The following is a 24,003-nucleotide window of genomic DNA, read 5'->3' as shown; positions in this document are numbered from 1 at the left end:
CCTGCTCTTTTTTTGGTATCTATGAGGTTAAGAGAGAGAGCAAACCTTCAGCAGCCCCTCCCATACTTATTGAGTGATGTTAATTATTGAACATGGGTTCTGTTCGGAGCAAATAGTTACCCCTAACTTCAGCAGCCCAATATGCAAAGACCTCTCTCCATTGAACACTGTTAAAGAATTCCTCAACGGATTGATTCTCGGAGTCCCAATCAACAAATATGTTGAGTGGTGTGATGCCCCCAGCCCAGATTCCATTACTGACGTCCGTTCCCGTCTCTCTAACTAATAAGATGGGAATTCCGAATTGAAAAGCCATGGCAGGTTCGATTTGAGAAAAAGTAGAACCTTCCCAGAATGGCGTGCTCGTTGGTGGACCACCCACATTGGATTGAAGAATTTGAACAAAAAATCGTTGGAAGTTGATTGCGAGCAAGCCATAGCTTGAAAAAACCAAGCGTCGGATATTTGTCAGTATATTTTCCGGATATTGTTCACTTACGGGCAATGTGCGTGGGAAGAGTAATGCATCTTCAATTTCTGCAATAAGACGGTTCAGAAATTGTCCTTGCAGGTCATTTACCGTGTTGGTTGTACTCAAAAAAATCGGAATACGAAAAGCGCGATCTACGCATTCATTAATAGCCGAGGATGTGTCCTTTTCATTATGGGTGGGGTTGGGATTCGAGGAGGAAGTCCTTGCGTTACCGCGGACAGGTGGGAGTTCAGATATAATGCTTACGGGAGAAAGTTTTTTCATGGGAATTTGCTGGGTCTTAACCTTATTTTTTGGATTACTCAATGTTCACATCTCCAATACATAAGAATCTGGTTTTTATTTAGTCCCAGTCTATGCATTAGCCCATTTTGTGTTACCGATTGCCCCAATATAGTTGGTGATGTAATCGTTAGTCCGTTGTTTTAACATTGCTTGTATCAAAAAAACGGCATAGGGCTAGTGCCCATACCGTTTTGGAATGACTTCTTATTCCTATCTTGTCTTTAATCGTCTCTCATTTAATGCGATTACTGCATACTAGTCGTTTTTCCGAGGAGAACTCTAGTAAAACTTACCGTCCCGCAGCTGATCCACGAATCCTTGTAACCAGACGTAATATTGCTCTGCGTGTTGGAGTTTGTGCAGATCACGCAGGGCATCATCTCGATCTTCAGAAGAGGTATGCTCCGAAAGAATCATTGCCGACAGGTCCGGAATGACCTCACGAATGCCTTCTAACATCACATCCACTTCCCGTTGGAGCTTGGATCCGAAGAAATTCTGAAATGTACGATAAAAGTCGGTCTCAGCCACATACTGATCCTGACGTTCTTTCTTCTCCTCCAGTTTATAGATCATCTGTGACTCCGTAAGTGACCTAACCGCATAGCTCATGTTGCTCTTACTCATATTCATCGAGGTCTTCATCTCTTCAAGTGTCATCGGTCGATCTTCGAAATACATAATGCCGTATAATTTGCCAAACGTATGATTCACCCCATACAGATCCATCGTATTGGCGATGGCCTCAATGACTCTCTCCCTCAGCGCATGCCGATCAGGTAACGAAGGATGATTCGGTTTCCCGTCAGTTTCTTTTCCCACAATGTCACCTCTGGTTTATGATAACGTTCCCACTAGCTGCCTCATATTTTACATGACTTGCTCCAATTTTAACATAAGCCGGAATTAGAATTTTCAATACGAGTGTACAATCAATTTTGTACAGAAGAAATATAAAGCTGATTATACTCAAAAATTCCCAATCATTAAAGAAAAATTGGACAGTAAGGAGTGGGGGATTTGCGTTTAAAACTATGGAGGGAGTCTGAGGCGGTTCTATTCACGCTACCAGCTCTAATCCCGTTGCTGATCTTCTGGCTGGGACCTCTGGGATATATCGTGTATCTCAGTTTCACCGATTGGGACTTCATGAGCCCGGACAAGTTGTTTATTGGGTTGGACAATTACAGTTATCTGCTGACGAACTCTGAATTCTATCGATCCCTGAAAGTCACCCTGTTATTCGGACTGGGAAGTGTAATCCCAACCATTGTGGGCGGATTGGCGCTTGCGATGCTCATGAATAGCAAGATCAAATCATCAGGCATCTTCCGAACATTACTCTTCTCACCATGGGTTACCCCGACAGTTGCGGTGTCCATTGCGTGGTCCTGGATCTTCGAGCCCGAAGTGGGACTGGCCAATCTCATGCTGGGCTGGGCCGGTGTATCTCCGATCGGCTGGTTGCGTGACGCGGACTGGGCACTGGTTGCCGTCCTGATCGTTACGCTCTGGAAATCGATTGGGTGGGCGATGGTATTTTATCTGGTTGCACTACGCAATCTACCCTCTGATCTGCTCGAAGCAGCTTCAATCGATGGGGCCAACGGTTGGGATAAGTTCAGAAGTATCACGTTACCGCTGATCTCACCAACAACATTTTTTCTCTCCATTATTCTTACCATCCAGTCCCTGCAAGCCTATGACCAGATTAATGTCATGACGCAGGGTGGACCGGCAGGATCAACGAGAACGTTGCTGTACATGTATTACCAGTCAGCATTCGAATCTTTTAATGTGGGTGAAGCTTCGTCCATCGCCGTTGTGATTATTCTGATCTGCGTGTTGCTGTCGGGTGTATCCTTCCTGCTTGGCAGACGTCTGGTGCACTACTAATGACAATGACATTGCCTAACAAAAAGTCTAAACGGATGAAGCGCAAGGAGTTGCAGAACGTGTCACAACCGAATTTTAAAATAAGTAAAATGATCCGCTATCTGCTGTTGGTCGTTATCGCGCTGGGTACAGCCTTTCCCTTCTATTGGATGGTCATTAGCGGATTCAAAACCAATGATGAGATCTGGCAGTTCCCGCCGACCTTCTGGCCGGAAACGTTCCTATGGGGCAATTATGTGGACGCCTGGAATGCGGCACCCTTTGCCCGTTACATCCTGAACAGTACCGGGGTAGCCTTAGCCATATGTCTATTTCAGATCGTCAACTCTAGTATGATGGCGTACGCCCTGACACATATGAAATTCCGTCTCAAAGGTGTACTGACATCCCTGATTCTGGTGGGTTATATGATACCAAGTACAGCCGTGTATCTGCCTAGTTACCTGGTGCTTAGCGAACTTAATCTGCTAGATTCCTACACGGGCTTGATTGTATCCAACTGTGTCAGCGTGTTCTCGATCTTCCTGATCCGGCAGGCGTTCATGCAGGTATCTCACGAATTGGTGGAAGCTGGACAGCTCGACGGTGCATCCCACTTCCGGATTCTCTGGACAATTATCACGCCGCTTGTTCGCTCAAGCTTCGCCGTGATGGTACTGATTACGTTTATTGAACAGTACAACAACTATTTCTGGCCTATGCTCATCACCAAAGACCCTGACTTGCAGCTGGTATCGGCGGGTTTGCGCAGTTTCTTTGTAGAAGGCGGGGCATACGGACTTGCTTGGCCACAGATTATGGCTGCGAGTGCCTTCACGATTGCACCCCTACTTATTCTCTTCCTGTTCACCCAGAAGACCATCATGCAGAGCGTGAATATCACGGCAGGTGTGAACAAGAACTGATATTAACTACCTTACTATATAAATTGAAATAAACATTTACACAAAACGGAGAGGACAGAAATAATCTGAAGAAGCGAAGCGCTCGCCTAAAAGCTTTCTGCAAGAAAGCTACATCGGAAGCATACGCTTATCCCCGGATTTTACCTTTATAAAAAGGAATCAAAAAAATCTGGGGATAACAGCGATCGGAGGGTTGTTCTGTCATTGGAGTGGCTAGTGTAAATATTCTTTAGTTCAATTTATGCAAACTACCATTTCACCTAAAACGGGAGGAACGACAATGAACTGGAGTCAAGCAAGCATGACATGGAAAAAGAGATTGAGGTTGAACTGGAAGGGTGGCATGTCGCTGGTACTCGCGACCAGCTTTGCTCTACTGACCGCTTGTGGAACACAAGCACCCGCAGAATCGGGCACGACGGCTGCTGCCAGTGGAACCGAAGTTCAGGCCAAGGATCCGGTTGAGATCGAGTTCTGGTATGGTCTGGGTGGTAATCTGGGCGATAACATGAAAAAGACGATTGATGCGTTCAACGCCTCACAGAACGAAGTCGTTGTGAAGGGAATTGTACAGGCAGATTACACGGAGACGGAACAGAAGCTGCAAGCAGCGATTGCTTCCAAGAATGTTCCCGCCGCGGTACTTAGCTCCAATATAGACTGGGCACGTAAAGGATATTATGCACCCATGGATGAGATGATTGCTGCTGATCCGAATTTTAGGAAAGACGACTTCATTCAGACATTCCTGAACCAGGGACAGGTGGATGGTAAGCAATACTTTTTACCAATGTACGGTACAACCCAGATCATGTATTACCGCATGGATACGTTGAAGGAGAATGGGATCGACCCAGCAAGTTTGACGACATGGGAGAAGCTGGCTGAAGCAGCTGCGAAGATGAGTAAGCAAGAGAATGGCAAGACCACCTTCTACGGCTGGGAACCGATGTGGGGTAGCGACAATATGATTGATGCCGTGCTGGGTAAGGGCGGACAGATTATTAGCGACGATGGCAAAACCGTCATGATTGACTCCCCGGAATGGATCGAGACATGGGACCTGTTCCGTAAATGGATCAACGAAGACAAGATTATGGGCATTCATTATGGTGGTCAGGGCTGGGAGTATTGGTACAAAACGATTGATGATGTGATGAAAAATAAAGCAGCAGGTTACACCGGATCCAGTGGGGACCAAGGTGACTTGGACTTCAGCGTAGTCGCTGCAATGCAACAACCAGGCTGGGAAGGTATGGGTGAAGGAAAACCGGTAGCAAGTGCCATATCAGCAGGTATTCCGTCAGCGGCAAGTCCAGAGCAACAACAGGCAGCCTACAAATGGCTTACGTATTTCTCCGAAACTTCGAACACAGCTTCATGGTCCATGAACACGGGATATATTGCAGTGCGTCAATCGGCACAACAAGATCCAGAATTCATGAAGTTCAGTGAGGAGAATCCACAGATCACTGTACCATTGCAACAGGCAGCTCACGCCTCGGCTCCATTCCAGGATCCAACAGGTGGCAAAATCAATGATGCATTAAAAGATGCAGCTGATCAGGTGCAGATCAATAATATGCCAGCCGAACAAGCGCTGAAGGAAGCGAAAGAAAAAGCCCAGAAAGAGCTGGATCGTGTAACGAAATAATGATATCGATGAATGGTTTCCACGTGCTTCGGTCGTGAAGCTGCTCGACTAACAAGCAAAACGTATTGCTATAAGTAACTCATGCGAAAAGGGCGGTACATGCTGTACCGTCCTTTCCGTTCATACAAGATCGCAGACAAGGAGTTTAACCGATGCAAGATGAAACGTATGTGGAAGGATTAACAATTCCGATTGAAGCCGTGTTGTTCGACAAGGACGGAACATTACTTGATTTTACGCGCATGTGGGGGTTCTGGACCGATTGTGTGTTGGATCGCTTCAGAGATCAGTTAGCTACCCGGGGACTGCGTATCAATACAGAGGAACTTCCACGGATATGGGGTACATTCCACGATGACCAAGGCCGAATGAATGGCTATGACGTGCGCGGGCCGCTTGCGATGGGAACCATGGATGAGGTGTACGCTGTGTTAACATGGCACGGATATCGTGCGGGTCTCAGCTGGGCGGAAGCCAAGATGATGGTTCGGGAGTGTTTGGCGCAAGCAGAGGAAGAGATGGAGAAGCATCGCCCGGCACGTCCATTACCAGGAGTTCGAGAATTCCTTGAACAGTGCCGTAGCGAAGGCGTGGTTATGGGTGTCGTGACGGCGGATGATACACCTAGTGCAGTCAAGCACTTGCAGTGGATGGGGCTGGAATCCTTTTTTGACGTAGTGATTGGTACGGATCTGGTGGAGCGGGGAAAACCTTTCCCCGATATGCTTCTGCTTGCATGTGAACGGTTGGGAATACCTGTACAGCATACTGTGGTTATTGGAGATACGGACGGAGATATGGAGATGGCACGAAGTGCTGGTGCAGGATACAGGATTGGGATTGGAGAAAAGGGGAGAATCCGCTTGGCGGACAGAACGATTCAATCATTCCATGAATTGCTGAATGGCGGGCTGAATCGATGACGAACAGTCACGCCTACTTGGGCTGGGTACTGTTGGCGCTGGCCATTGGTCTGGAGCTGAGCGCTACCATTTTGCTAAAAGTATCGGATGGGTTCTCACGGTTCTGGCCTTCGGTGTTGATGTTTGTCTGTTATGGCGCAAGTTTTACGTTTCTTAATTATGCAGTGAAGTATATGCCGCTGGCTGTGGCCTATGCGATCTGGTCTGGCGTGGGCATTACGCTTATTGGCGTTGTGGGGCATTATTTTTTTGGTGAACGTCTGCGGCTCAATTCGATAGTATGGATCGGTTTTATTCTGATTGGCATTATTGGACTGAAATGGAGTGATTCTTGATGAAAAATGAACATACACCGGAGCAACCTATGGCCAGCTTCCAGGTCATTACGGACACACATGTGCGAGATGAGGCAGACCATATTCATAACCGGCATCTGGACCAAGCATTCACCGACATAGCTACATTCAGTCAGGGGAGCAGCGGAATTATGCATGTGGGTGATGTGACGGATCGGGGGCTGCCGAGCGAATATCGTGAGTTGCAGCGTATATGGAAGCAACATGCGGAGAGCTTGCCGGACATCCGGTACACGGTAGGGAATCATGATATTGGAGCTGTGATATGGCAAGATCCGCCGATCGTTTTGCTTGAGATGAAAGAGGACGAAGTAGCCGAGCTGTTGGAGCAAGAAGCAGATATGGAACGGATCACAACACAAACTGCTGCTGAATCAGCTGCACTGATTGAGCAACTATCCGGCGGGACTTATACGTTGTCTGCTGCACCTTCGGGGCAGGAGGGTCAGGATGGGCGACCGATCTCTTCAGGAGGTGATCTCATTACGGTTGCAGGGTTATGGCAGCGTCGATGGAGTGATTTTGAAGGGACAACCGGCATGAAGGGCTCTTACCACGATCACTGGATTGATGGGTATCATTATATATTCCTGGGCACTGAGCAACCTCACCCGAAGGATTGCGATATGTCAGTTGAACAGTTGGAGTGGCTGGATGCAAAATTGTCTGAACATGCAATACCAGATCATCCCATCTTCCTGTTTTTGCATCAGCCGCTGATGGATACGGTAGCAGGATCAATGAAAGAGCAAGGCTGGTATGGTGTGAATCAGGATGCGGAACTTAAAGCGGTTCTGGCTAAATACCCGCAAGCAATTCTCTTCTCAGGACATACCCATTGGCAGTTGGAGGCGCAGCATACGATGTACGATGGTGCGGGCCGTATGCCAACCATGTTTAACGCTTCGTCTGTAGGTTATCTCTGGACGGATGAGGATGAGCATCTGGAGGGCAGTGAAGGACTTCATGTGGAGATTTATAAGGATCGAGTTGTTGTGAAAGGACGGGATTTTGTCGCTGGCGAATGGATCGAGGGTGCTGAGTTTACGGTTCTTTATCCACGAGAAGGGTAGTTAATTGGGTTGGGGGATCAAAGGGGAGGGTCACTCCCCTAAAGTTCCACGTGAAACGTAGTAGGAATGTATAGAGTTGGGTAAAGTTGTAAATGGGTGGGTGTACAAACTATACTCAAATAAGTACACATAACGTATTCAGCAATAGTCCAACCTATTCACGGAGAGGAAGTAGAAGCGGCATGAGAGAACTTCAGGTTCAAACGAAATATGGTACAGTTCAAGGCGAGCTTTTGCACGGAGCAAGTGTATGGAAGGGCATCCCTTATGCGAAACCCCCGGTAGGTGAGTTACGGTTCAAGGCTCCGGTACAACCCGAGTCATGGGATGGAATCAGACAGGCTACGCAATTTGGGCCTGAGAATATACAACCTCGGAATCATCAACCTGAAGGCCTGACAGAACTACCGAATGAGTCAGAAGATAGTTTATATCTGAATATATGGGCTCCTGGGGAAAAGGCAGAACTACCATTGCCGGTAATGGTCTGGATTCACGGCGGTTCCTTCGTATCCGGTTCGGGCAGTCAACCCATGTATGATGGTACACAGTTAGCGGTACGGGGCGACGTCATCGTTGTCACGATCAATTACCGACTGGGACCTTTGGGTTTCCTCCATATGGCTCCATTCGGTGATTCATATGTATCCAATGCAGGTCTGCTGGATCAGGTGGCGGCATTACAGTGGGTGAAGGATAATATCTCTGCTTTTGGTGGTAACCCGGATCAAGTAACGGTGTTCGGCGAATCGGCAGGCAGCATGAGTATTGCGGCACTGATGGCGATGCCATCGGCCAAAGGACTATTCCAACGTGCCATTATGGAGAGTGGTGCTTCCCAGTTCATGCCGGCAGAGCAAGCCTCAGCGTTGAGGGAAGGCATGCTGAAGATTCTTGGCGTGGACCCGGATCATCTGCAGAAGCTAAGTACAATCCCTGTAGAGCAGATTATTGCAGCCGGTGAAAAGGTCAAACAGCAGAGTGGGGCAGGTCTGGCCTTATTGTTCCAACCTGTTTTGGACGGGGAGACTCTTCCGCAAGTGCCACTACAGGCGGTGAGCGAAGGCTCGGCACAGGACATTCCTGTGCTGATTGGTACGACATTGCACGAGGGTGCACTGTTCATCCAGCCGCATGTGCCGTATTCAAAAGAGATCGATATGGTGCAGGGCGTAGACTTTATGACGCCAGATCTGGAGAACCGGGCAGCCATCGCGGACAGTTATCCCAAAACAGCTGATGGACAAGCTCAGGTCATGACCGATATGTTCTTCTGGCGTTCAGCGCTACAGTATGCTGGTGCACAGCAGAAGTATGCCCCGGTGTGGATGTATCGATTTGATTGGGTCATGCCGGAACATCCCTTGTTAAAAAGAGCGATTCACAGCATAGAAATGTTCTTTGTGTTTAATACACTGCATGTCCTCAAATTCATGAATGCGGAGCCGGATGAAGCTGCGGCGGCACTTGCCCTCAAGGTACAGGATGCCTGGATTTCCTTTTCCAAGAACGGCAAACCTGAAGTTGCTGGTGTAAGCTGGCCTGAATACGAGCAGGATCGTGCGACACTAATCTTTAACCATGAGATTGAAGTTGTGCATGATCCGGATGCAGCCAAGCGAGAGCTGTTGGGTTTATAATTCAGACCAAAGAGGACGTTCATTCTCAGAATGAACGTCCTCTTTTATTAATTAATTCGGCTGAAGAAGCAGAACGTGAGAAGAGATTCAAGGAAAATCATGCATGGTTATATTCCAAACATTATTTACGAGAGGCTTGCGTGTGGGACACCTCATCGAAGTAGAAGGAACGTTTCCCACGGGAGAAGAGCACGATCAAGACATGAACAAAGAGCACCGCGTAGACCAACATATAGACACCGACTGTTCCGAGGGAAAGCCATATTTGATAAGGCCGGAGCATGACATCCTCATTACTGGTGAAGGCATAATCGTTGACCCAGCGGATGATTGTAATCACGAACCAAGGCGTGTAAAGTGCGAGCAGTCTTTTAAATAATGATTCCATGGTCGGTGAACCACTCTGGCGATTCACATAACGGAAGCGCAGAATAGCTGAGCCTGGTGTTATTCCGTTTCGTACCCATGGAATGAAGAACAGCACAATGACCATTGCAATGGATGTGTTCAATGCTCCTTGAATTACATCGGACGGGGTGAAGATGGACAACACATTGCTAATCAGCACGACTACCGCACCATCGATAAGCAATGCAAGCAGTTGTGGTACGGGATACACGCGATTTTGCTCCACAATTTGTTCGCTCTTCGCCTGAATGCTTGCACGGGATGGGAATAAAGCAAGCAGGATGGGCGCTGTGAAGAATCCAATGACCGTTCCTGAAGTATTCAATAACAGATCATCTACATCGAAGAGACGGTAAGGGCAATTATAATACCCGTAGAATCCGGTGATCTGGGTGATCTCGAAAAATAAGGAAAGCCCGAAGCCACCAAGCAGGGCATACGTCCAGAACGATCTCTTTTGAAAAAAATAACGGATATATACACCCAGCGGCATAAGGAGCAGGACGTTAAATAGAACTTGCAAAAAGGCTCTGCCCTGAATCATACCCATATAGCTGGATGGCTGAGACCATACAATGGGTGTTTCTTTCATGATGTCTTTGACAAAAGTGAATGGAACCAAATTGTAGTAGATCGTGTCAGCGGCTTGCTGCGCACAGGTATCTCGCGTAGTGGGGAACGGGAGAATAACGAGGCAATAGGCGGCCAGAATATAAAAGATAAAGGAAAAGCTGATGCCAAACCGCGACCAGCTGAAGAAGCCGTCTTTGCGATAACCATAGATCAGCCACGGCACCAGCAAGAACATGGCCGCAACAACAAAGATAAAAAAAGCCGTTTGCACCGGAAAAACATAGGGAGACATGAGTAGGCACTCCTTTGGTATGTGGTATCAAATATAGTAACTCTCATAGAGAAATAGATAGGATTTAAGTATGTGTAGCGAATATCTGATAGTTACATCATAAGTTGTTACCCTTAAAGTGAGGGATGTATGAACCTTAAATTTGGTTTAAATTCATTCATGCAGTGATCAACCATATGGAACATACCGCCGAAATCCCGTATACTTGCTGGATAGCCAATCGTAGAATGGAGAGTAATACATATGTCTAATTTGCCTAACTGCCCGAAATGTAATTCGGAGTACACGTACGAGGATGGTAACCTGCTGGTATGCCCGGAATGTGCACATGAATGGTCTTTGGAAGCAGACAATGAGAACGCAGAGGATGCGAAAGTCATCCGTGATGCCAACGGAAATGTGCTGAATGATGGTGATACTGTTACGGTTATTAAAGATCTGAAGGTTAAAGGTAGCTCGCTTGTAGTCAAGCAGGGCACGAAGGTGAAGAATATCCGCCTCATTGATGGGGACCATGATATTGATTGCAAGATCGACAGCTTCGGTGCGATGAAGTTGAAGTCCGAGTTTGTGAAAAAGATATAAGATTGAGAAACGTTCAGTTCTGCATACATTGGGAATTGAACGTTTTTTGGTTGACAGGAAATATTTAGCAGATATATACTGGTTGGAATTTAATTTTTGAATATGGTTGAGTGCTCTACATATAAAAAGGCAGGTGTCAGAGCGATGAAGAGAGATCACATTATTGAATATTATTCGAGGTTTGATGAGTGGGGCAGACTGGAGAGGGAACCAATTGAATTCATAATTAACATGCATTACATCAGGGAACATCTCCCCGCTACGGGTTGTATTCTGGATAATGGCGCTGGACCGGGAAAATATGCCATGGAACTGGCGAGACATGGGTACCAGGTCACTTTATCGGATCTGACACCGTCCTCCGTGGATACTGCACGGCAAAAGGCTCAGGAGTTCGGTTTGACACAGCAATTCGATGGATTCCATGTTCTTGATGCCACTTCGCTCTCCGGTATGGCTGACGAGACGTATGATGCTTCCCTTATGCTGGGGCCGTTATATCATCTGCAGACAGAGGAGGAGCGAACGGCCGCTGTACGGGAGTTGTATCGGGTAACCAAGCGAGGAGGCGTGGTATTTGTAGCGATGCAAAGCCGTATGCGCATGAGTAACAATTCGCTGCAATCCCCGCAGCATTGGAAACCGAATGAAAACATGGCAGCAATTCGTTCTTTTGTGGAAAAGGGTATATTCGATCATCAGGATCAAGGACGATTTACGGGGGCATATTATTTTAATATTCAGGACGTTATGCCCTTCATGGAGCAACAAGGATTTGAAACCGTTGATTTCATTGGTTCATCCAGCCTTAGAGCCATGCTTACGGACGAGCAGCAACAACACTGGAAAGAACGTGGCGAGTATGATGAACTTATTCAATATATGATTGAAGCCGCCAAAGACCCTTCCATTTTGGGTATCTCGTCTCACCTGTTGTACATTGGAAGGAAGAAATAATGGATTTACCAGAAATGATCTAAAAAAGTATCTAATTTAGAATGTCATCCCGTGGAATGCTGTTTGCACATGATATAATATTTGTATCTAATGTTCTGGAGGTGTCACTATGCAATGGAAGGAAGTTCAGGAGCGATTCCCTAATGAATGGGTCGTTTTTGAGGCAACCAAGGCGTACTCTAGTGAAGGCCAGCGTTACATTGAAGAGATGGCAGTGATTGATTCATTTGATGATTCTACAGAGGCATTAAAACGTTATGGTGAATTACATCAGGAAGATCCTAGACGGGAATACTGCTTTTTTCACACTTCACGTCCAAAGGTTATTGCAAGAGAACGATATATTGGCATAAGAGGCCTCCGATGAAAATTTCAGAGATTTACGGTCTACCCTTTATAAACATAGAACTTGAGTTTAGAGGAGAAGTACTTCATTTAGAAAGGGTCCTTTTGGATACCGGGTCAGCAAGTACGTTGTTAAATGCAGATACAGTTCGAGAAGTAGGGATGGTTCCTGAAGAGGATGATCTCGTTGATATTATTAGAGGCGTAGGAGGAACTTAGTATAGACAAGCCATAATTATAGAAAATAAGCATAAAAGTACCCCCCGGAAACAAGGGGTACTTGTGTTTTTTATCAAAATAGTTCAATATTAAGATACATAACAAAAGGTGATCTACTTACAATAGGTTAGATGAACGACGGATCGCTTCATACCAAGGAGGAACAGACAATGGAAATCGGAATTAGTACATTTGTGGAGACGAATCCGGATGTAAAAACAGGAGAGCTAATCAGTCATGCGCAGCGTATTCGCGATGTCGTTGAGGAGATTGTTTTGGCAGATGAGGTGGGTCTGGATGTATACGGCGTGGGAGAACATCATCGTGTTGACTATGCGGCTTCATCACCAGCTGTCATTCTGGCGGCGGCAGCTTCACAGACCAAGAATATTCGCCTGACGAGTGCCGTAACGGTGCTGTCATCGCATGATCCGGTACGGGTATATCAGGATTTTGCGACACTGGATGGCATTTCGAACGGTCGTGCAGAGATTATGGCAGGGCGGGGATCATTTATCGAATCGTTCCCACTGTTCGGCTATGATTTGAATGATTATGATGAACTATTCGACGAGAAACTGGATTTGCTGCTCAAGCTGCGTGATTCGGAAAAAGTAACCTGGGAAGGCAAACACCGTCCTTCCTTTAACAATCTGGGCATCTACCCGCGCCCGGTACAGGAAAAACTTCCGGTATGGATCGGCAGTGGTGGTAATCAGGAATCGGTTGTTCGTGCAGGACTGCTTGGTTTGCCACTGGTGCTTGCCATTATTGGTGGCCGTCCGGTGCAATTCGCACCACTGGTGGAGCTGTACAAAAAAGCAGCTGCTCACGCGGGACATGATGCTTCCAAGCTGACAGTCGCTTCTCACTCTCACGGCTTCATTGCCGATACAACAGACGAAGCGGTGGAGAAATTCTTCCCGCCAGCTCAAGCGGTCATGAACATGTTGGGCCGTGAACGTGGCTGGGGACATTACAGCCGTGCGACATTTGATGCGGCGCGCAGCCTTGAAGGTGCATTGTATGTAGGTGATGTGGATACGGTAGCTCAGAAGATTATCTATCTACGTAAAGAAGTCGGAATTACCCGCTTCATGTTGCACACCCCTCTCGGCACCATGCCGCATAACGAGGTGATGAGAGCGATCGAATTGCTCGGTAAAGAAGTCGCTCCAATTGTGCGCAAGGAAATTGCACGTTGGGAAGCGGAGAACCAGTAAACACGTTCATCGACTGAAAGTTGATACAGTTATAGACTGAGTGAACCAAATAAAGGAGCACGTCCTAGGCGGATTAAGCCATTGGACCTGCTCCTTTTTCATTTGTTTGCCGAAACTCTCTATAAAGTACAGATCACATGCTTATTCACTCGCAGATGTGCTGACAAGGGAGTGGATTACCATGGACACCGTATGATCATAGAGGGTTTTGGCAGCTTCCTCGCTCTCAATATGGCCTCCCAGGTACAGATGAATAACACCGTGTAAGGGAGCCCAGATCATTCGTACCGCAAGCATGGGATCTTGCACCTGAAGCATTCCCTGTTCAATGGCGACCTCAACCAAGGCAGATACTTGCTTCAGTGCAGTCGCTGTTCCCTGCAAAGTCTCTCCATCCGGTTTGAATTCGGAAAAAGACCCTCCAAACATCAGCTGATAGAAGCTGGATTGTGAAATGCCGAAGTCCCAGTAGACGTTGGCCAGATCCCGGAAATATTGTTCGAACGATTCATGCCGAGGCATAGCTTCAAACCGCTGGGCCATGAGAGAGCAACCCTCTAAATATAAATGCTTGGCTAACCCTTCTTTTTTGCCAAAAAGGTTATATATGATTTTGGTGGAGCACTCCATGCGTTCAGCTACACGGCGTACCGTGACGGCTTCCGGTCCATGCTCTTGCAGTAAAGCAGCAGCAGCATGCACAATATTTTGCCGCAAATTATCCGAGTGCTGGAGTCTGGCTTCCTGAAAAGTTGTTACCGTATGTGCAGATTCCGTGGAACCCGAATTAAGATCCTTCATTGATTTTCATCCTCATAACCGTATTGTTGTTGTTTTTGTATAGAAAAACTTCAGCTTAAATGCGGTGTGTTTTCTATGAAAGTACGTCGATATATTTTTTTCTTATGGTCATTCTACTGTTTTACGTCGGATAACGTCAATTTAATCCGAATCCAGTAAGGAGGCACACCGCTCGCACACCGCTCAAGATCCAAGTTTAACAAATGTATTTGACAGTTTCATGAATTTCGATTACGATGATTCTAATGGGAAACGTTGTTTCCATATGAAAACAAATGTTTCAATCATGTGTAGAGGGTGGATGAGAGATGTTAAAGGATCAACAACAATGGACACTTATTACAGGCGCATCATCAGGTATTGGGGAAGTTTTTGCACTTGAAATGGCTTCCAAGGGTAGAAATATTGTGCTCGTGGCCAGAACAGAGACCAAACTGATTCAATTGGCAGAACGAATAGAGCGTACATATCAAGTAAAGGCTGAGGTGATCGTATCGGATTTGTCGCAAGTCCATGCACCTCAGAATGTATATGAGGAATGCCAGAATCGGGGCATACACATCGATATATTGATTAACAATGCTGGATTCGCTACCCATGGATGTTTTGAACAGGTGGATGGTTCAAGGCAACAGGACGAGATTATGTTAAACGTGTTGGCCGTGACCAATATGACACATCTTTTCTTACCAGGCATGTTGCAGAAGCAAAAGGGTGCTGTCATTAATGTCTCGTCGACGGCTGCCTTTCAACCTGATCCGTATATGGCTGTGTATGGAGCGACAAAGGCATTTGTACTTTCTTTTACCGAGGCATTATACGAAGAAAACAGGAAGCGTGGCGTTCAGTTCTTAGCGCTATGTCCGGGCTCAACCGAGACTTCGTTCTTTGATATCGTGGGTGCGGAAGAAGCTTCTGTGGGCAAACGTGATACACCTGAGCATGTCGTAGCCGTGGCCATGAGGGCACTGGAATCAGGCAAACCCTACGCTGTGCCGGGGTCCGGTAATTATTGGACAGCGCAGTTCACTCGTCTCGTGCCACGCAAGTTGATGTTGCGAATTGTGGGAGGTATGCTTCGTCCGCGTTCCAAGGGTGGTAAACCAGAAAAAGCGAAAGCCTGAGAATGATAAGTGGTGAGTAGTTCGAAAGTGGTAAAGTAAAAAGAAAAACGCTGTCAGCGAGGTATTCACTGGCAACGTTTTTCATGAATTGGAGTTCGTTCATCTTAATATCGTGGATGATGTGATCGGAAGTTTATGTCAGAATCCCTTTGGCCCGAGCTTCTTTGATCCAGCCTGGAAATTCATTCAGAAGCCGATCATATAGCTCTTCATCACTGATCTTGGAGAAATCGTCCAAGGCAAAAAAGTCGGCGTTATCTATGAAGCGTCCAGGCATGTCATCCAATTTTTCCAATACTCCATAATAGGACCGTCCCAGGCCAACAAACTGCCAGAACAGGTTTTTGTGTGAGCTTTCGGTAATAAGCTGTGTGATTTTGCTTTCTTTGTCCACACCTCCATCGCTGAAAAAGATAATGTAGGTTGGGATATGTGCATTAGGCTCTTCCACCGTATACTTACGAATAACATCTTCCATTACCTTGGGTTCATTGTTTCCGAAGCCCCTACGTCCGAGAACATACGTGCGAACAATGTAATCCTTGTAATCCTTGGCTGTTACACTTGGCGCACGCATAAAATCATCCGCAAAGAACCAGACATCCAACTCGCCATTGTCGTCAAACGCTGCCGCAACGGCGAGTATACGTTCAAAGGCTTCTTGCACAATGCCTTTGCGGTATAGATCGAACATGGAGCCGGATGCATCGAAAACGACGGCTACACGTGCCTGCAAAGGATCAACTTTTTTCTTTTCCAGAGATAAGGTAACTTTACGTTCAAGCAGATCTATTTTCGTCAATTTCAGTGGTTTAGTTTTTTTCTTTTTTGCAGGACTAGGAGGTTTCACCGGCTCGGCCATTGGTACCTGTGACTCTTGGGAAGCGGCAACTTCAGACTTGACTTCGCTCGGACTCTCAATTTCAACACCAAACGACTCGGCAAGAGGCTGCAAACCTCCAAAGAAACCGCGTCCGATGGCGCGAACCTTGAATCCGTCCTGATGCTTATAAATTTCAATGAAAATAAGTGCTGTTTCTGAAGTAGCTTGCGTAATCTCGTATGTAATTTGTTGTGAACCTGCTCTTACAATGGCTTGGCATTTCTGAACATCTGCAAACGTACCTACGGAGTCAATCGTAGCGGTGAAGACGCATTTTTCTACAGGAGCCTGTCGTAATTTACGGGTATCCAGCACAAAGGATGACTTGAGATCCTCGGCATGTTGGAGAACAACGCTGCGGTGGGGATCAACATTCTGGTTATAAAATACAAAATAATCGTCCGAGGGAACTTGTCCCCTGTCGTTGACCATAAAACAGCTTGCATCGAGAGCAGAAGGTGCTGAAGCACTTTGAATCGTTACGTGAATCTGGCCTGACTCATGAATCGTGGTATTTTGGCCGGTGCTCAAATGAATGATGGGATCTGTCATATTCCGATTGCCTCTTTTCTTCAAACTCATTAATGGTACTACATAGTAACAAGTTAGATTTTGATACATATGTTTCCATAAGTCAACGAGCAGATGACAGATCCAATCAGTGAGACTATATTACGGTTCCCCCGTTTTTCTACGCCTCATCAGACTCATACTTTTCCCGATGCTCCTTCTTCATCTTCACATAGTCTGGGTCCGTTTTCGCAATCTCCCATTGGGCTTTGAATATGGCTGCGGCTTCTGCCTTCACCTTATCATTCTGATAGGGCAAGATTGAGCCATCCTCCTTCGAATATTTGCGTCCGCCTTTGTGATTCGTATACCGTCTGGCCCGTGTATAGCCCATCTGGAGAAATTTGCGAGCCATATCCATACCCACGAAATCCCCCTTTTTCTTATACTCCAAAAATAGCTCATAGATTTTCTCCGATGACTCTGTCGCAATCTCGGGTGTTTTGAATCGCCAGTGTGGAAGAATCTCGCCCTTGTATGGCTCAACCATGAGAACACCCTGCTCTCCCCGGCCTACGGTGTATAGCTCAGGATGTTTGCGCAGATCCAACTCATCATAATCGAGACTGTAGTCAAATTTTTTCATGTATACGACCTCCTTGATAGGAATTACCCCGATTCTGAACCAACAAGCACGGTTAATGGGGAACATTAGAATCAATTACACAGGAGGGATAACGGTATGGGAATGTCCGGAAGATATCTTGTGGTAACGAAAGAGCTAGTTAAATCCATCAAGTCAGGGGAGATCAGTGTCCATGATTGTGCAGTTGATCTGGATATCGATAAAACCTGGCAGATGATCCAATTCACGCTGAACGGCAATCTGGTAGATGGGAAGCCACCCCTGGGCTATGTAGTGCCTCTCGCAGGTGAGCAATACTTGGGAAACTATTCGGATATGGATCTGTTCTTACTCAGTAATGAGCAGGTGCTGGAGGCTTACATGGCGTTGGAGCAGCTCACACCGGATGAATTAAAGCAGCGGTATAGTCTGGAACAGATGATCACTGAGGGCGTCTATCCAGTCATGGAAGATTGGGATGCGGAAGAGACATTTCAGGAGATTGTCCAGACGGTGGATGATATCCAGGCCTTGTTTCAGGCAACGGCTGCAAGTGGAAACGGAATCGTGTTTTATGTTTTCTAAACGGGCACTGAAATGATGGGAAATGGTTGTCCGTCGCGGAGACAGGTTTGAACTGTGCCTATTCGGGTTATTGATAGACACAAGGCTCATGCCTTGCTGACATGACAATCTGGTAGAAGAGAGGGAATGCGATATGACACAGGATCAGAACGAAGAGAATAAAGCGATTCAAGAGGACGAGCCCGATCAATTCGAGACTCCCGCAACTGTGGAAGATGAAGAAACGGATGAGAAACTCGCAGAAGATCAGGATCAAGAATAACTTCCAGTATTGCATAATGAAGCAGGATCTTTTATCGAAACATACGATATGTTGAAATATAGATAGACCAGAGGTCGGACATGTTCCGGCCTTTTGGTTTATTTTTTGCGTATCCGTTTACAACAATTACCTATACCTTCATAATGGGAATGAACCATATTTTTCTAAGGAGGGGATCTTATTACGAATCGGAAGTTAGTCCAATGGATGGCAGTGCCACTGGTATTATTAATGGTTGTTCTTACAGGATGTCAGGCTGTGGGTGGAGTAGACGTTGGCAAAGCAATGGCCAATGGTGCGAGTATCAAGTCCGGTGAATCCAGACAATCCATGAATATAAACATAGAACCGGCTAAGGAATTTGCGACAGAGAAAGACCTTGAAATGATCGAACGTATTAATTCCATATCTCTGGATATTGATCAAGCCAAAATGAAAGATGCGAAGACAGCATCGATCAAAGGTACACTGAGCATGGAGGGAACGAAGTTACCTTTCCACCTGTCCATGAATGAGTCCCAAGTGGTGATTGATCTGGATGGAGCCCAGAAACCGCTGTACATATCTCTGGATACGTTCCAGGATGCACAAGCTCTTCCAATGGTGGATACGAAGGCTCTGGAGAAACAACTCGAGGAAATTTCGCCGAAACTGTTCTCTTTTGTCCTGAAACATCTGTCCAATCCGAAGAACATCTCCGTAACACCGGTACAGGAATCGGTAAATGGCGAAACACTTAGCCTCTCCAAGCTGCACCTGGAGATCAGTGGTGAAGAGATGCTTGCCATGGTTAAACCGTTCCTGACGAGTGTCTCGAAGGATGAGCAAGGGCTGAAAGACCTGATTGGAGATCTGTACGATGTGTTCTACCCTGTATTTGAAGCTGTGAATGAGGTTGAAGGCGGGGGAGATGAAACGCTGAATTCGATCGTTCCTGAATCGAAAGATGAAGCCGTTGCTTCACTATATGCCATGATCAAAGTAGGACTGGACAGCATGCTGGTCAATTATGATCAGGAGCTGAACAACCTGTTGAATGAGACTCCAGAATTCAAAACGGTATTTGGTACAGAAACCAAACTGAAATTGGACTTCTATCTCGACAGCAAGCTGGATATCCGCAAGCAAAACTTTGAACTGAAGGTAGCGCTACCGGCCTCCGAAGATCTGCCAGTGAACGCTGTAACCGTGAGCGGAAACAGTGAACAGTGGAATATCGGTGGAACGGTTGCAGTGGATGAAGTGGATGTATCGGGCGGCGTTATGGATCTGATGAAGGATGATATTACACCTGGACAGATGCTGCGCAATTTTGATTCCAATTCACTTGCATATCAATTGCTCAAAGATGAAGCTGGGATCACGAATAAAAGTGTAGTACTCTTCCCGGATGATGAATACGCCGGGGCGATCACCGTTAAGAATACAACATTTGTTCCGCTTCGCTACGTATCTGAAGAATTGGATGCTGAAGTGAAATGGACCAAAGGTTCGAACCGAATTGTTGTCATTGACGACATCACGGGTGATGAGATTGTTCTGACTGTAGGTTCCAAGAAGGCAACCGTTGCTGGTAAAGAAGTAACCATGGTGGAATCCGCATATGTAGGCAAGGATGGCAAGACATATGTGCCGCTGCGCTTTATGGCTGAATCCCTTGGAGCTACTGTAGATAAGGAACAAGAAACAGGCTGGATTTACATTGACCGTCCTTAACTGAGACGTTGAATTAGTCCTTAGCATGAGAGGGGATTTCAGAGTATGCCAGATTTCTCGTAATGATCGTGAAAAGAACACCGAAAAAATTCCGTTAGACCATGAACGGGATACGTGTGTCCTTTTGACCCATTACGAGGAGCTTCGGCGTTTCTGAAATGATGAAACGGACCGGGGAGTGCCTCTGTTGGAGGTGCTCCTCTTTGTCGTGTCATCTTAAATAAATCCCCAGAGGTGTTGTATATGAAAAAAAGTCAATTGAAACAGGTACATTCTGAAATTCGCTTGCGACGAGCGCAGCAAGAAGATGCTGTTGTACTTACAGAGATGTGCACTCGTGCTTTTGATCAAGCCATTAAGGTCTGGTCAGAGTGTGAGAAGGATATCGATAGGAATCTATGTCCACCTGATTATTCGTCAGTTCGAATGCACCGTTACGTAATCCGTGAATGGGATTATTATGTTGTAGAATCAGATGGATGTGCTATCGGCGGAGTGAGTGTAAACGTGCTCGGACGAAAACATGCCAGGATCGATAAGATCTATATTGATCCTGTATGCCAGGGACGTGGCGTGGGCTCTCAAGTCATGAGGCTTATTGAGGCTGAATTTCCACAGATTGATATCTGGAAGCTGGAGACCTCCAGTCGGCGGCTGGATAATCATCATTTTTACGAAAAAATGGGATATGTTCGAATCTATGCATCTGAGGATGAGTTTGGATATGAGAAGGACGTATCAGCGGCTTCTTATGATCCAACATGTGATGAGACATTAGCCACGGATTCGGGTGAATCAGTGGTTGAATTTGTTCAGACTAATCTAGATGGGGTTCGTTACAGTACCAGTAATCTGGCCAATAGTCGGATCACTGATTGCAACCTGAGTGGAAGCAAACTTACCAATTTAAATATGACCAATATCTTGCTAGCTGATTTACGCCTAACCGATAGCAAGATTGAGTTCTGTGCTCTGGATGGCGTTCAATTCCAGGACACACATCTTGGATCTGACCGGGTGCCCATGCAGTGGGCGCATTGTGATCTTGGGGGGAGTCGTTTTATTGATTGCGATCTATCTGGGGTTCAGTTGGAACAGTGTCAAGTAGCTGGGATGAAGATCAACGGAGTAGAAGTAGAGGAACTACTTGCAGCCTATGAGGCTATGAAGTCCTTAAAATGAATGACTGGATGGGTATAGAAGCATACTAATCCGGTTGAATTTTTGGTTGTAAGAGATCCCCGTTTGATTAGAGCAAATGATGAAATGGGTAATTATGTGTTGAAGATGTCAAAAACAGCAAAGGGAGGTCTATGGATGATGTCTGAACGATTTGCAGGTAAAGTAGTCCTGATTACAGGTGGTGGTTCGGGTCTTGGCCGATCAGCTGCGGTGGAAGTCGCGCGTGAAGGGGCAAAACTTGCCCTGGTGGATGTGAACATGAAGGCGCTGGAAGAGACCAAGCGTGTGATATCAGAAGAGGTAAAGCATGCCGAGTTCCTGCTTATTGAAGGTGACGTAGCCGACGAAGAAGCAGTGAAGAAGTATGTTAGTGATACGGTAAATGCGTTTGGACGTATCGATGCATTTTTCAACAATGCAGGCATTGAAGGCAAGCAAAACCTGATCGAGAACTACGAGACAGAGATGTTCAATAAAGTCATCGACATCAACCTGAAAGGTGTATTTTACGGGTTAAAGCACGTCTTGCCTGTAATGAAAAAACAGGGTGAAGGCTACATTGTGAACACGTCCTCTGTCGGTGGCATTCGTGCTGTACCAAACCAGATCGCCTACGGGGCGAGTAAACATGCCGTTGCTGGCATGACCAAAGATGCGGCGATTGAATACGCTGAGCACGGAATCAGTATCAATGCGGTAGCACCTGGAGCCATTCTGACAGATATGGTCATCGGTTCGTTCAAACAGATCAATCCGAATGACTGGCAGTCTGCATCCAGAGAGTTCGTGAAGGACAATCCGGCGAAGCGCTTGGGTGAACCGAAAGAAGTGGGACGCCTCGTTGCCTTCCTGCTGTCCGGCGAAGCACCGTTTATTAACGGAGCCATTATACCAATCGATGGTGCACAGTCAGCCAAATATTGATCCCAGATATGTTACGGTACTGATTCGACCTGAAAATTCAACATAGAATAACCAATAGATTACCTGGAGAATCATTCCTTCCACCATGTACCTCGGATACGAAAGAACGCCCTTAACTGGCCAATGTGCTGAATGGGGCGTTCTTTTTCGTGTCATCCAGATAGCGTATATCCGCAGGTTAAGTGTGTTGTAAGGTCTGAGGCTTCTTGCTAAACCCGGTGCTTCCGGCTGTAAAGCCCATCTGACGATAGAATTGATGTGCAGCTTCACGTTCCGGGCGATTGGCACTGTTCAGAGACAGGGAGTCCACGTTATGCCTGGCTGCCCATTGCTCAGCTTCAAGAATGAGCTGACGGCCGATGCCAGAACCTCTGAACTGGTCATGTACAACCAAGGCCAAGATACGGCAGTGTCTTCCGTTCTTTTCATACAGATAAGACGTCTGTAATCCGATCAGTCCAACTATGCGTCCGCGTACCTCAGCTACCAGTGTCGTAAAGTTTGCGTCCGCAGAGATATGGGTATAACGCTCTTCCATCTCGGCGTAAGTGGTGGGGTAACCGAGTTGGTCCATCAGAATGACCATATCTTGCAGATCGGTAGGGGAGCTGTGTCTAATCGTCACATCCAGGCTCATAATGTTGTATCCTCCTTGGGTCTTTCCTTCAATGAAAGTTCAATAATGGTATCCAGTAGTTCTGCAAAAGAAATGCCTGCAGCAGCTGCGCTTTTGGGCAGCAGACTGTTACGAGTAAGTCCCGGCAGCGTGTTCACTTCAAGCACATAAGGCAAGCCTTCTCGAATCATCATATCCACGCGAGCGTAGACGCTGCATTTCAGCACCTGATAACAGGCCAGGGCCGCGGCTTCGACGCGATGGTGAAGGTCCACAGGCAATTGCACAACCTGCTCATCGGCCCCATTGTCATCGTATTTGGAAGCATAGTCGAAAAACGCAGCGTTCGAACGAATGGAGATCACCGGCAGCATCTTACCATCCAGAATGGCACAGGTGATTTCCTCACCCTCGATATACTGTTCAATCATCACCGTATCATCCCAGGCGAGGGCAGCCTCTACAGCGGCGGGCAGGGCGGAAGCTTCCTTCACCACTTGGGTACCAATGCTGGAACCGCCTGAATTCGGTTTGACCACCACGGGGTACGTTAATTGTTGAACAGCAATAGAGGCCAGCTCATCCATATGACTCACTCGCAACCATTCTCCGGTAAGCACACCTGCATGCTGCATGAGCTGTTTGGACATGTCTTTATCCATGCATACACTGCTTGCAAGCACACCACAGCCTGTGTAGGGAATACCCAGGGATTCCAGTGTGCCTTGAACCGTACCGTCTTCGCCGTATTTGCCATGCAGGGCAAGCAGTGCCACATCGATTCCCGCTGACTTGTCGATCAGATCGCGCTTGGAATTCAGTTCAATGGGCACAACCTCGTATTTGTCTCTATTCAGATTGGCAATCATCTCCTGTCCGGTGAGCAGTGAAATATCCCGCTCTGAAGATGTACCGCCCATAATTACGCCAACTTTCATGTGAAATCCT

Annotated in this window: 26 protein-coding genes; 18 read left to right on the top strand and 8 right to left on the bottom strand. The window is 46.6% G+C overall.

Annotated elements, in window-relative coordinates; translation table 11 throughout:
- Positions 1–79: 79 nt before the first annotated feature.
- Together NLBNIHML_RS16555 and NLBNIHML_RS16550 are read right to left on the bottom strand one after the other, a co-directional pair.
- Entirely contained in the window at positions 80–799 is a 720-nt protein-coding gene (locus NLBNIHML_RS16555; protein WP_339238749.1) for a hypothetical protein, read from the bottom strand.
- A 258-nt stretch (positions 800–1,057) separates the two neighbouring features.
- Entirely contained in the window at positions 1,058–1,600 is a 543-nt protein-coding gene (locus tag NLBNIHML_RS16550; protein ID WP_339238748.1) for a GbsR/MarR family transcriptional regulator, read from the bottom strand.
- Between the two features lie 198 nt (positions 1,601–1,798).
- Here NLBNIHML_RS16550 and NLBNIHML_RS16545 point away from each other — a divergent pair, with 198 nt between their 5' ends.
- The 7 genes from NLBNIHML_RS16545 (at position 1,799) to NLBNIHML_RS16515 (ending at position 9,225) form a co-directional block, all read left to right on the top strand.
- Positions 1,799–2,674, top strand: coding sequence for a carbohydrate ABC transporter permease (locus NLBNIHML_RS16545; protein WP_339238747.1), 876 nt, complete (start codon positions 1,799–1,801; stop codon positions 2,672–2,674).
- Positions 2,675–2,763: 89 nt separating this feature from the next.
- Positions 2,764–3,579 (top strand): carbohydrate ABC transporter permease, encoded by an 816-nt coding sequence (locus tag NLBNIHML_RS16540; protein WP_494354721.1) that lies wholly within the window; start codon positions 2,764–2,766, stop codon positions 3,577–3,579.
- Positions 3,580–3,859: 280 nt separating this feature from the next.
- Positions 3,860–5,233: an ABC transporter substrate-binding protein gene (locus NLBNIHML_RS16535; protein ID WP_494352340.1), complete on the top strand. Its 1,374-nt coding sequence runs from the start codon at positions 3,860–3,862 to the stop codon at positions 5,231–5,233.
- Between the two features lie 152 nt (positions 5,234–5,385).
- Entirely contained in the window at positions 5,386–6,156 is a 771-nt protein-coding gene (locus NLBNIHML_RS16530) for an HAD family hydrolase (RefSeq protein WP_494352339.1), read from the top strand.
- Positions 6,153–6,491, top strand: a complete 339-nt coding sequence (locus NLBNIHML_RS16525) for a DMT family transporter (protein ID WP_339257955.1) — start codon at positions 6,153–6,155, stop codon at positions 6,489–6,491. The genes NLBNIHML_RS16530 and NLBNIHML_RS16525 overlap by 4 nt, the downstream gene beginning before the upstream one ends.
- The gene (locus tag NLBNIHML_RS16520) at positions 6,491–7,585 is read left to right on the top strand and encodes a metallophosphoesterase family protein (protein WP_494352338.1); all 1,095 of its coding nucleotides are present in this window, start codon (positions 6,491–6,493) and stop codon (positions 7,583–7,585) included. The genes NLBNIHML_RS16525 and NLBNIHML_RS16520 overlap by 1 nt, the downstream gene beginning before the upstream one ends.
- 182 nt (positions 7,586–7,767) lie before the next feature.
- On the top strand, positions 7,768–9,225 hold the full coding sequence (locus NLBNIHML_RS16515) for a carboxylesterase/lipase family protein (protein ID WP_494352337.1): 1,458 nt from the start codon (positions 7,768–7,770) through the stop codon (positions 9,223–9,225).
- A 121-nt stretch (positions 9,226–9,346) separates the two neighbouring features.
- Here NLBNIHML_RS16515 and NLBNIHML_RS16510 read toward each other — a convergent pair whose 3' ends face one another.
- Positions 9,347–10,498: a VanZ family protein gene (locus NLBNIHML_RS16510; protein ID WP_494352336.1), complete on the bottom strand. Its 1,152-nt coding sequence runs from the start codon at positions 10,496–10,498 to the stop codon at positions 9,347–9,349.
- Between the two features lie 243 nt (positions 10,499–10,741).
- Here NLBNIHML_RS16510 and NLBNIHML_RS16505 point away from each other — a divergent pair, with 243 nt between their 5' ends.
- From NLBNIHML_RS16505 to NLBNIHML_RS16485, 5 genes are all read left to right on the top strand, one after another.
- Positions 10,742–11,083, top strand: coding sequence for a zinc ribbon domain-containing protein YjdM (locus NLBNIHML_RS16505; RefSeq protein ID WP_339238739.1), 342 nt, complete (start codon positions 10,742–10,744; stop codon positions 11,081–11,083).
- Between the two features lie 144 nt (positions 11,084–11,227).
- Entirely contained in the window at positions 11,228–12,040 is an 813-nt protein-coding gene (locus NLBNIHML_RS16500; protein WP_494352335.1) for a class I SAM-dependent methyltransferase, read from the top strand.
- Positions 12,041–12,149: 109 nt separating this feature from the next.
- Entirely contained in the window at positions 12,150–12,407 is a 258-nt protein-coding gene (locus tag NLBNIHML_RS16495; RefSeq protein WP_339238737.1) for a hypothetical protein, read from the top strand.
- Positions 12,404–12,604: a hypothetical protein gene (locus NLBNIHML_RS16490; protein ID WP_494352334.1), complete on the top strand. Its 201-nt coding sequence runs from the start codon at positions 12,404–12,406 to the stop codon at positions 12,602–12,604. The genes NLBNIHML_RS16495 and NLBNIHML_RS16490 overlap by 4 nt, the downstream gene beginning before the upstream one ends.
- A 170-nt stretch (positions 12,605–12,774) precedes the next feature.
- Positions 12,775–13,827, top strand: coding sequence for an LLM class flavin-dependent oxidoreductase (locus NLBNIHML_RS16485; RefSeq protein WP_339257950.1), 1,053 nt, complete (start codon positions 12,775–12,777; stop codon positions 13,825–13,827).
- 141 nt (positions 13,828–13,968) lie between these two features.
- Here NLBNIHML_RS16485 and NLBNIHML_RS16480 read toward each other — a convergent pair whose 3' ends face one another.
- Complete coding sequence (locus NLBNIHML_RS16480; RefSeq protein WP_494352333.1) at positions 13,969–14,628, bottom strand: TetR/AcrR family transcriptional regulator; 660 nt, start codon at positions 14,626–14,628, stop codon at positions 13,969–13,971.
- Positions 14,629–14,936: 308 nt separating this feature from the next.
- Here NLBNIHML_RS16480 and NLBNIHML_RS16475 point away from each other — a divergent pair, with 308 nt between their 5' ends.
- The gene (locus NLBNIHML_RS16475) at positions 14,937–15,752 is read left to right on the top strand and encodes an SDR family NAD(P)-dependent oxidoreductase (protein WP_494352332.1); all 816 of its coding nucleotides are present in this window, start codon (positions 14,937–14,939) and stop codon (positions 15,750–15,752) included.
- A gap of 133 nt (positions 15,753–15,885) precedes the next feature.
- Here NLBNIHML_RS16475 and NLBNIHML_RS16470 read toward each other — a convergent pair whose 3' ends face one another.
- Positions 15,886–17,187 (bottom strand): VWA domain-containing protein, encoded by a 1,302-nt coding sequence (locus NLBNIHML_RS16470; protein WP_494352331.1) that lies wholly within the window; start codon positions 17,185–17,187, stop codon positions 15,886–15,888.
- 139 nt (positions 17,188–17,326) lie between these two features.
- The gene (locus NLBNIHML_RS16465; protein WP_494352330.1) at positions 17,327–17,791 is read right to left on the bottom strand and encodes a DUF4385 domain-containing protein; all 465 of its coding nucleotides are present in this window, start codon (positions 17,789–17,791) and stop codon (positions 17,327–17,329) included.
- 96 nt (positions 17,792–17,887) lie between these two features.
- Between NLBNIHML_RS16465 and NLBNIHML_RS16460 the strand changes: the two genes are divergently transcribed.
- The 5 genes from NLBNIHML_RS16460 (at position 17,888) to NLBNIHML_RS16440 (ending at position 22,439) form a co-directional block, all read left to right on the top strand.
- Positions 17,888–18,355: a YfbM family protein gene (locus NLBNIHML_RS16460; protein ID WP_494352329.1), complete on the top strand. Its 468-nt coding sequence runs from the start codon at positions 17,888–17,890 to the stop codon at positions 18,353–18,355.
- Between the two features lie 133 nt (positions 18,356–18,488).
- Positions 18,489–18,617 (top strand): hypothetical protein, encoded by a 129-nt coding sequence (locus NLBNIHML_RS16455; protein ID WP_494352328.1) that lies wholly within the window; start codon positions 18,489–18,491, stop codon positions 18,615–18,617.
- A 207-nt stretch (positions 18,618–18,824) separates the two neighbouring features.
- On the top strand, positions 18,825–20,333 hold the full coding sequence (locus NLBNIHML_RS16450; protein WP_494352327.1) for a copper amine oxidase N-terminal domain-containing protein: 1,509 nt from the start codon (positions 18,825–18,827) through the stop codon (positions 20,331–20,333).
- A 243-nt stretch (positions 20,334–20,576) separates the two neighbouring features.
- On the top strand, positions 20,577–21,515 hold the full coding sequence (locus NLBNIHML_RS16445) for a GNAT family N-acetyltransferase (protein ID WP_494352326.1): 939 nt from the start codon (positions 20,577–20,579) through the stop codon (positions 21,513–21,515).
- A 135-nt stretch (positions 21,516–21,650) separates the two neighbouring features.
- Complete coding sequence (locus NLBNIHML_RS16440) at positions 21,651–22,439, top strand: glucose 1-dehydrogenase (RefSeq protein ID WP_339238724.1); 789 nt, start codon at positions 21,651–21,653, stop codon at positions 22,437–22,439.
- A gap of 178 nt (positions 22,440–22,617) precedes the next feature.
- Here the strand turns inward: NLBNIHML_RS16440 and NLBNIHML_RS16435 are convergent, their stop codons facing one another.
- Positions 22,618–23,076: a GNAT family N-acetyltransferase gene (locus tag NLBNIHML_RS16435; RefSeq protein WP_494352325.1), complete on the bottom strand. Its 459-nt coding sequence runs from the start codon at positions 23,074–23,076 to the stop codon at positions 22,618–22,620.
- Positions 23,073–23,993, bottom strand: a complete 921-nt coding sequence (locus NLBNIHML_RS16430; protein ID WP_494352324.1) for a D-alanine--D-alanine ligase — start codon at positions 23,991–23,993, stop codon at positions 23,073–23,075. Before NLBNIHML_RS16430 ends, NLBNIHML_RS16435 begins: the two co-directional genes overlap by 4 nt.
- Positions 23,994–24,003 lie beyond the last annotated feature (10 nt).

This window comes from Paenibacillus sp. JNU01 (genome assembly GCF_059130585.1).
This window is presented reverse-complemented; position numbering and strand designations above follow the sequence as displayed.

Excerpts from the sequence above, each read along its gene's own strand:
- NLBNIHML_RS16540 (WP_494354721.1), top strand. The coding sequence starts at position 2,764 with ATGATCCGCTATCTGCTGTTGGTCGTTATCGCGCTGGGTACAGCCTTT.
- NLBNIHML_RS16535 (WP_494352340.1), top strand. The coding sequence starts at position 3,860 with ATGAACTGGAGTCAAGCAAGCATGACATGGAAAAAGAGATTGAGGTTG.
- NLBNIHML_RS16530 (WP_494352339.1), top strand. The coding sequence starts at position 5,386 with ATGCAAGATGAAACGTATGTGGAAGGATTAACAATTCCGATTGAAGCC.
- NLBNIHML_RS16525 (WP_339257955.1), top strand. The coding sequence starts at position 6,153 with ATGACGAACAGTCACGCCTACTTGGGCTGGGTACTGTTGGCGCTGGCC.
- NLBNIHML_RS16520 (WP_494352338.1), top strand. The coding sequence starts at position 6,491 with ATGAAAAATGAACATACACCGGAGCAACCTATGGCCAGCTTCCAGGTC.
- NLBNIHML_RS16515 (WP_494352337.1), top strand. The coding sequence starts at position 7,768 with ATGAGAGAACTTCAGGTTCAAACGAAATATGGTACAGTTCAAGGCGAG.
- NLBNIHML_RS16510 (WP_494352336.1), bottom strand. The coding sequence starts at position 10,498 with ATGTCTCCCTATGTTTTTCCGGTGCAAACGGCTTTTTTTATCTTTGTT.
- NLBNIHML_RS16505 (WP_339238739.1), top strand. The coding sequence starts at position 10,742 with ATGTCTAATTTGCCTAACTGCCCGAAATGTAATTCGGAGTACACGTAC.
- NLBNIHML_RS16500 (WP_494352335.1), top strand. The coding sequence starts at position 11,228 with ATGAAGAGAGATCACATTATTGAATATTATTCGAGGTTTGATGAGTGG.
- NLBNIHML_RS16495 (WP_339238737.1), top strand. The coding sequence starts at position 12,150 with ATGCAATGGAAGGAAGTTCAGGAGCGATTCCCTAATGAATGGGTCGTT.
- NLBNIHML_RS16490 (WP_494352334.1), top strand. The coding sequence starts at position 12,404 with ATGAAAATTTCAGAGATTTACGGTCTACCCTTTATAAACATAGAACTT.
- NLBNIHML_RS16485 (WP_339257950.1), top strand. The coding sequence starts at position 12,775 with ATGGAAATCGGAATTAGTACATTTGTGGAGACGAATCCGGATGTAAAA.
- NLBNIHML_RS16480 (WP_494352333.1), bottom strand. The coding sequence starts at position 14,628 with ATGAAGGATCTTAATTCGGGTTCCACGGAATCTGCACATACGGTAACA.
- NLBNIHML_RS16475 (WP_494352332.1), top strand. The coding sequence starts at position 14,937 with ATGTTAAAGGATCAACAACAATGGACACTTATTACAGGCGCATCATCA.
- NLBNIHML_RS16470 (WP_494352331.1), bottom strand. The coding sequence starts at position 17,187 with ATGACAGATCCCATCATTCATTTGAGCACCGGCCAAAATACCACGATT.
- NLBNIHML_RS16465 (WP_494352330.1), bottom strand. The coding sequence starts at position 17,791 with ATGAAAAAATTTGACTACAGTCTCGATTATGATGAGTTGGATCTGCGC.
- NLBNIHML_RS16460 (WP_494352329.1), top strand. The coding sequence starts at position 17,888 with ATGGGAATGTCCGGAAGATATCTTGTGGTAACGAAAGAGCTAGTTAAA.
- NLBNIHML_RS16455 (WP_494352328.1), top strand. The coding sequence starts at position 18,489 with ATGACACAGGATCAGAACGAAGAGAATAAAGCGATTCAAGAGGACGAG.
- NLBNIHML_RS16450 (WP_494352327.1), top strand. The coding sequence starts at position 18,825 with ATGGCAGTGCCACTGGTATTATTAATGGTTGTTCTTACAGGATGTCAG.
- NLBNIHML_RS16445 (WP_494352326.1), top strand. The coding sequence starts at position 20,577 with ATGAAAAAAAGTCAATTGAAACAGGTACATTCTGAAATTCGCTTGCGA.
- NLBNIHML_RS16440 (WP_339238724.1), top strand. The coding sequence starts at position 21,651 with ATGATGTCTGAACGATTTGCAGGTAAAGTAGTCCTGATTACAGGTGGT.
- NLBNIHML_RS16435 (WP_494352325.1), bottom strand. The coding sequence starts at position 23,076 with ATGAGCCTGGATGTGACGATTAGACACAGCTCCCCTACCGATCTGCAA.
- NLBNIHML_RS16430 (WP_494352324.1), bottom strand. The coding sequence starts at position 23,993 with ATGAAAGTTGGCGTAATTATGGGCGGTACATCTTCAGAGCGGGATATT.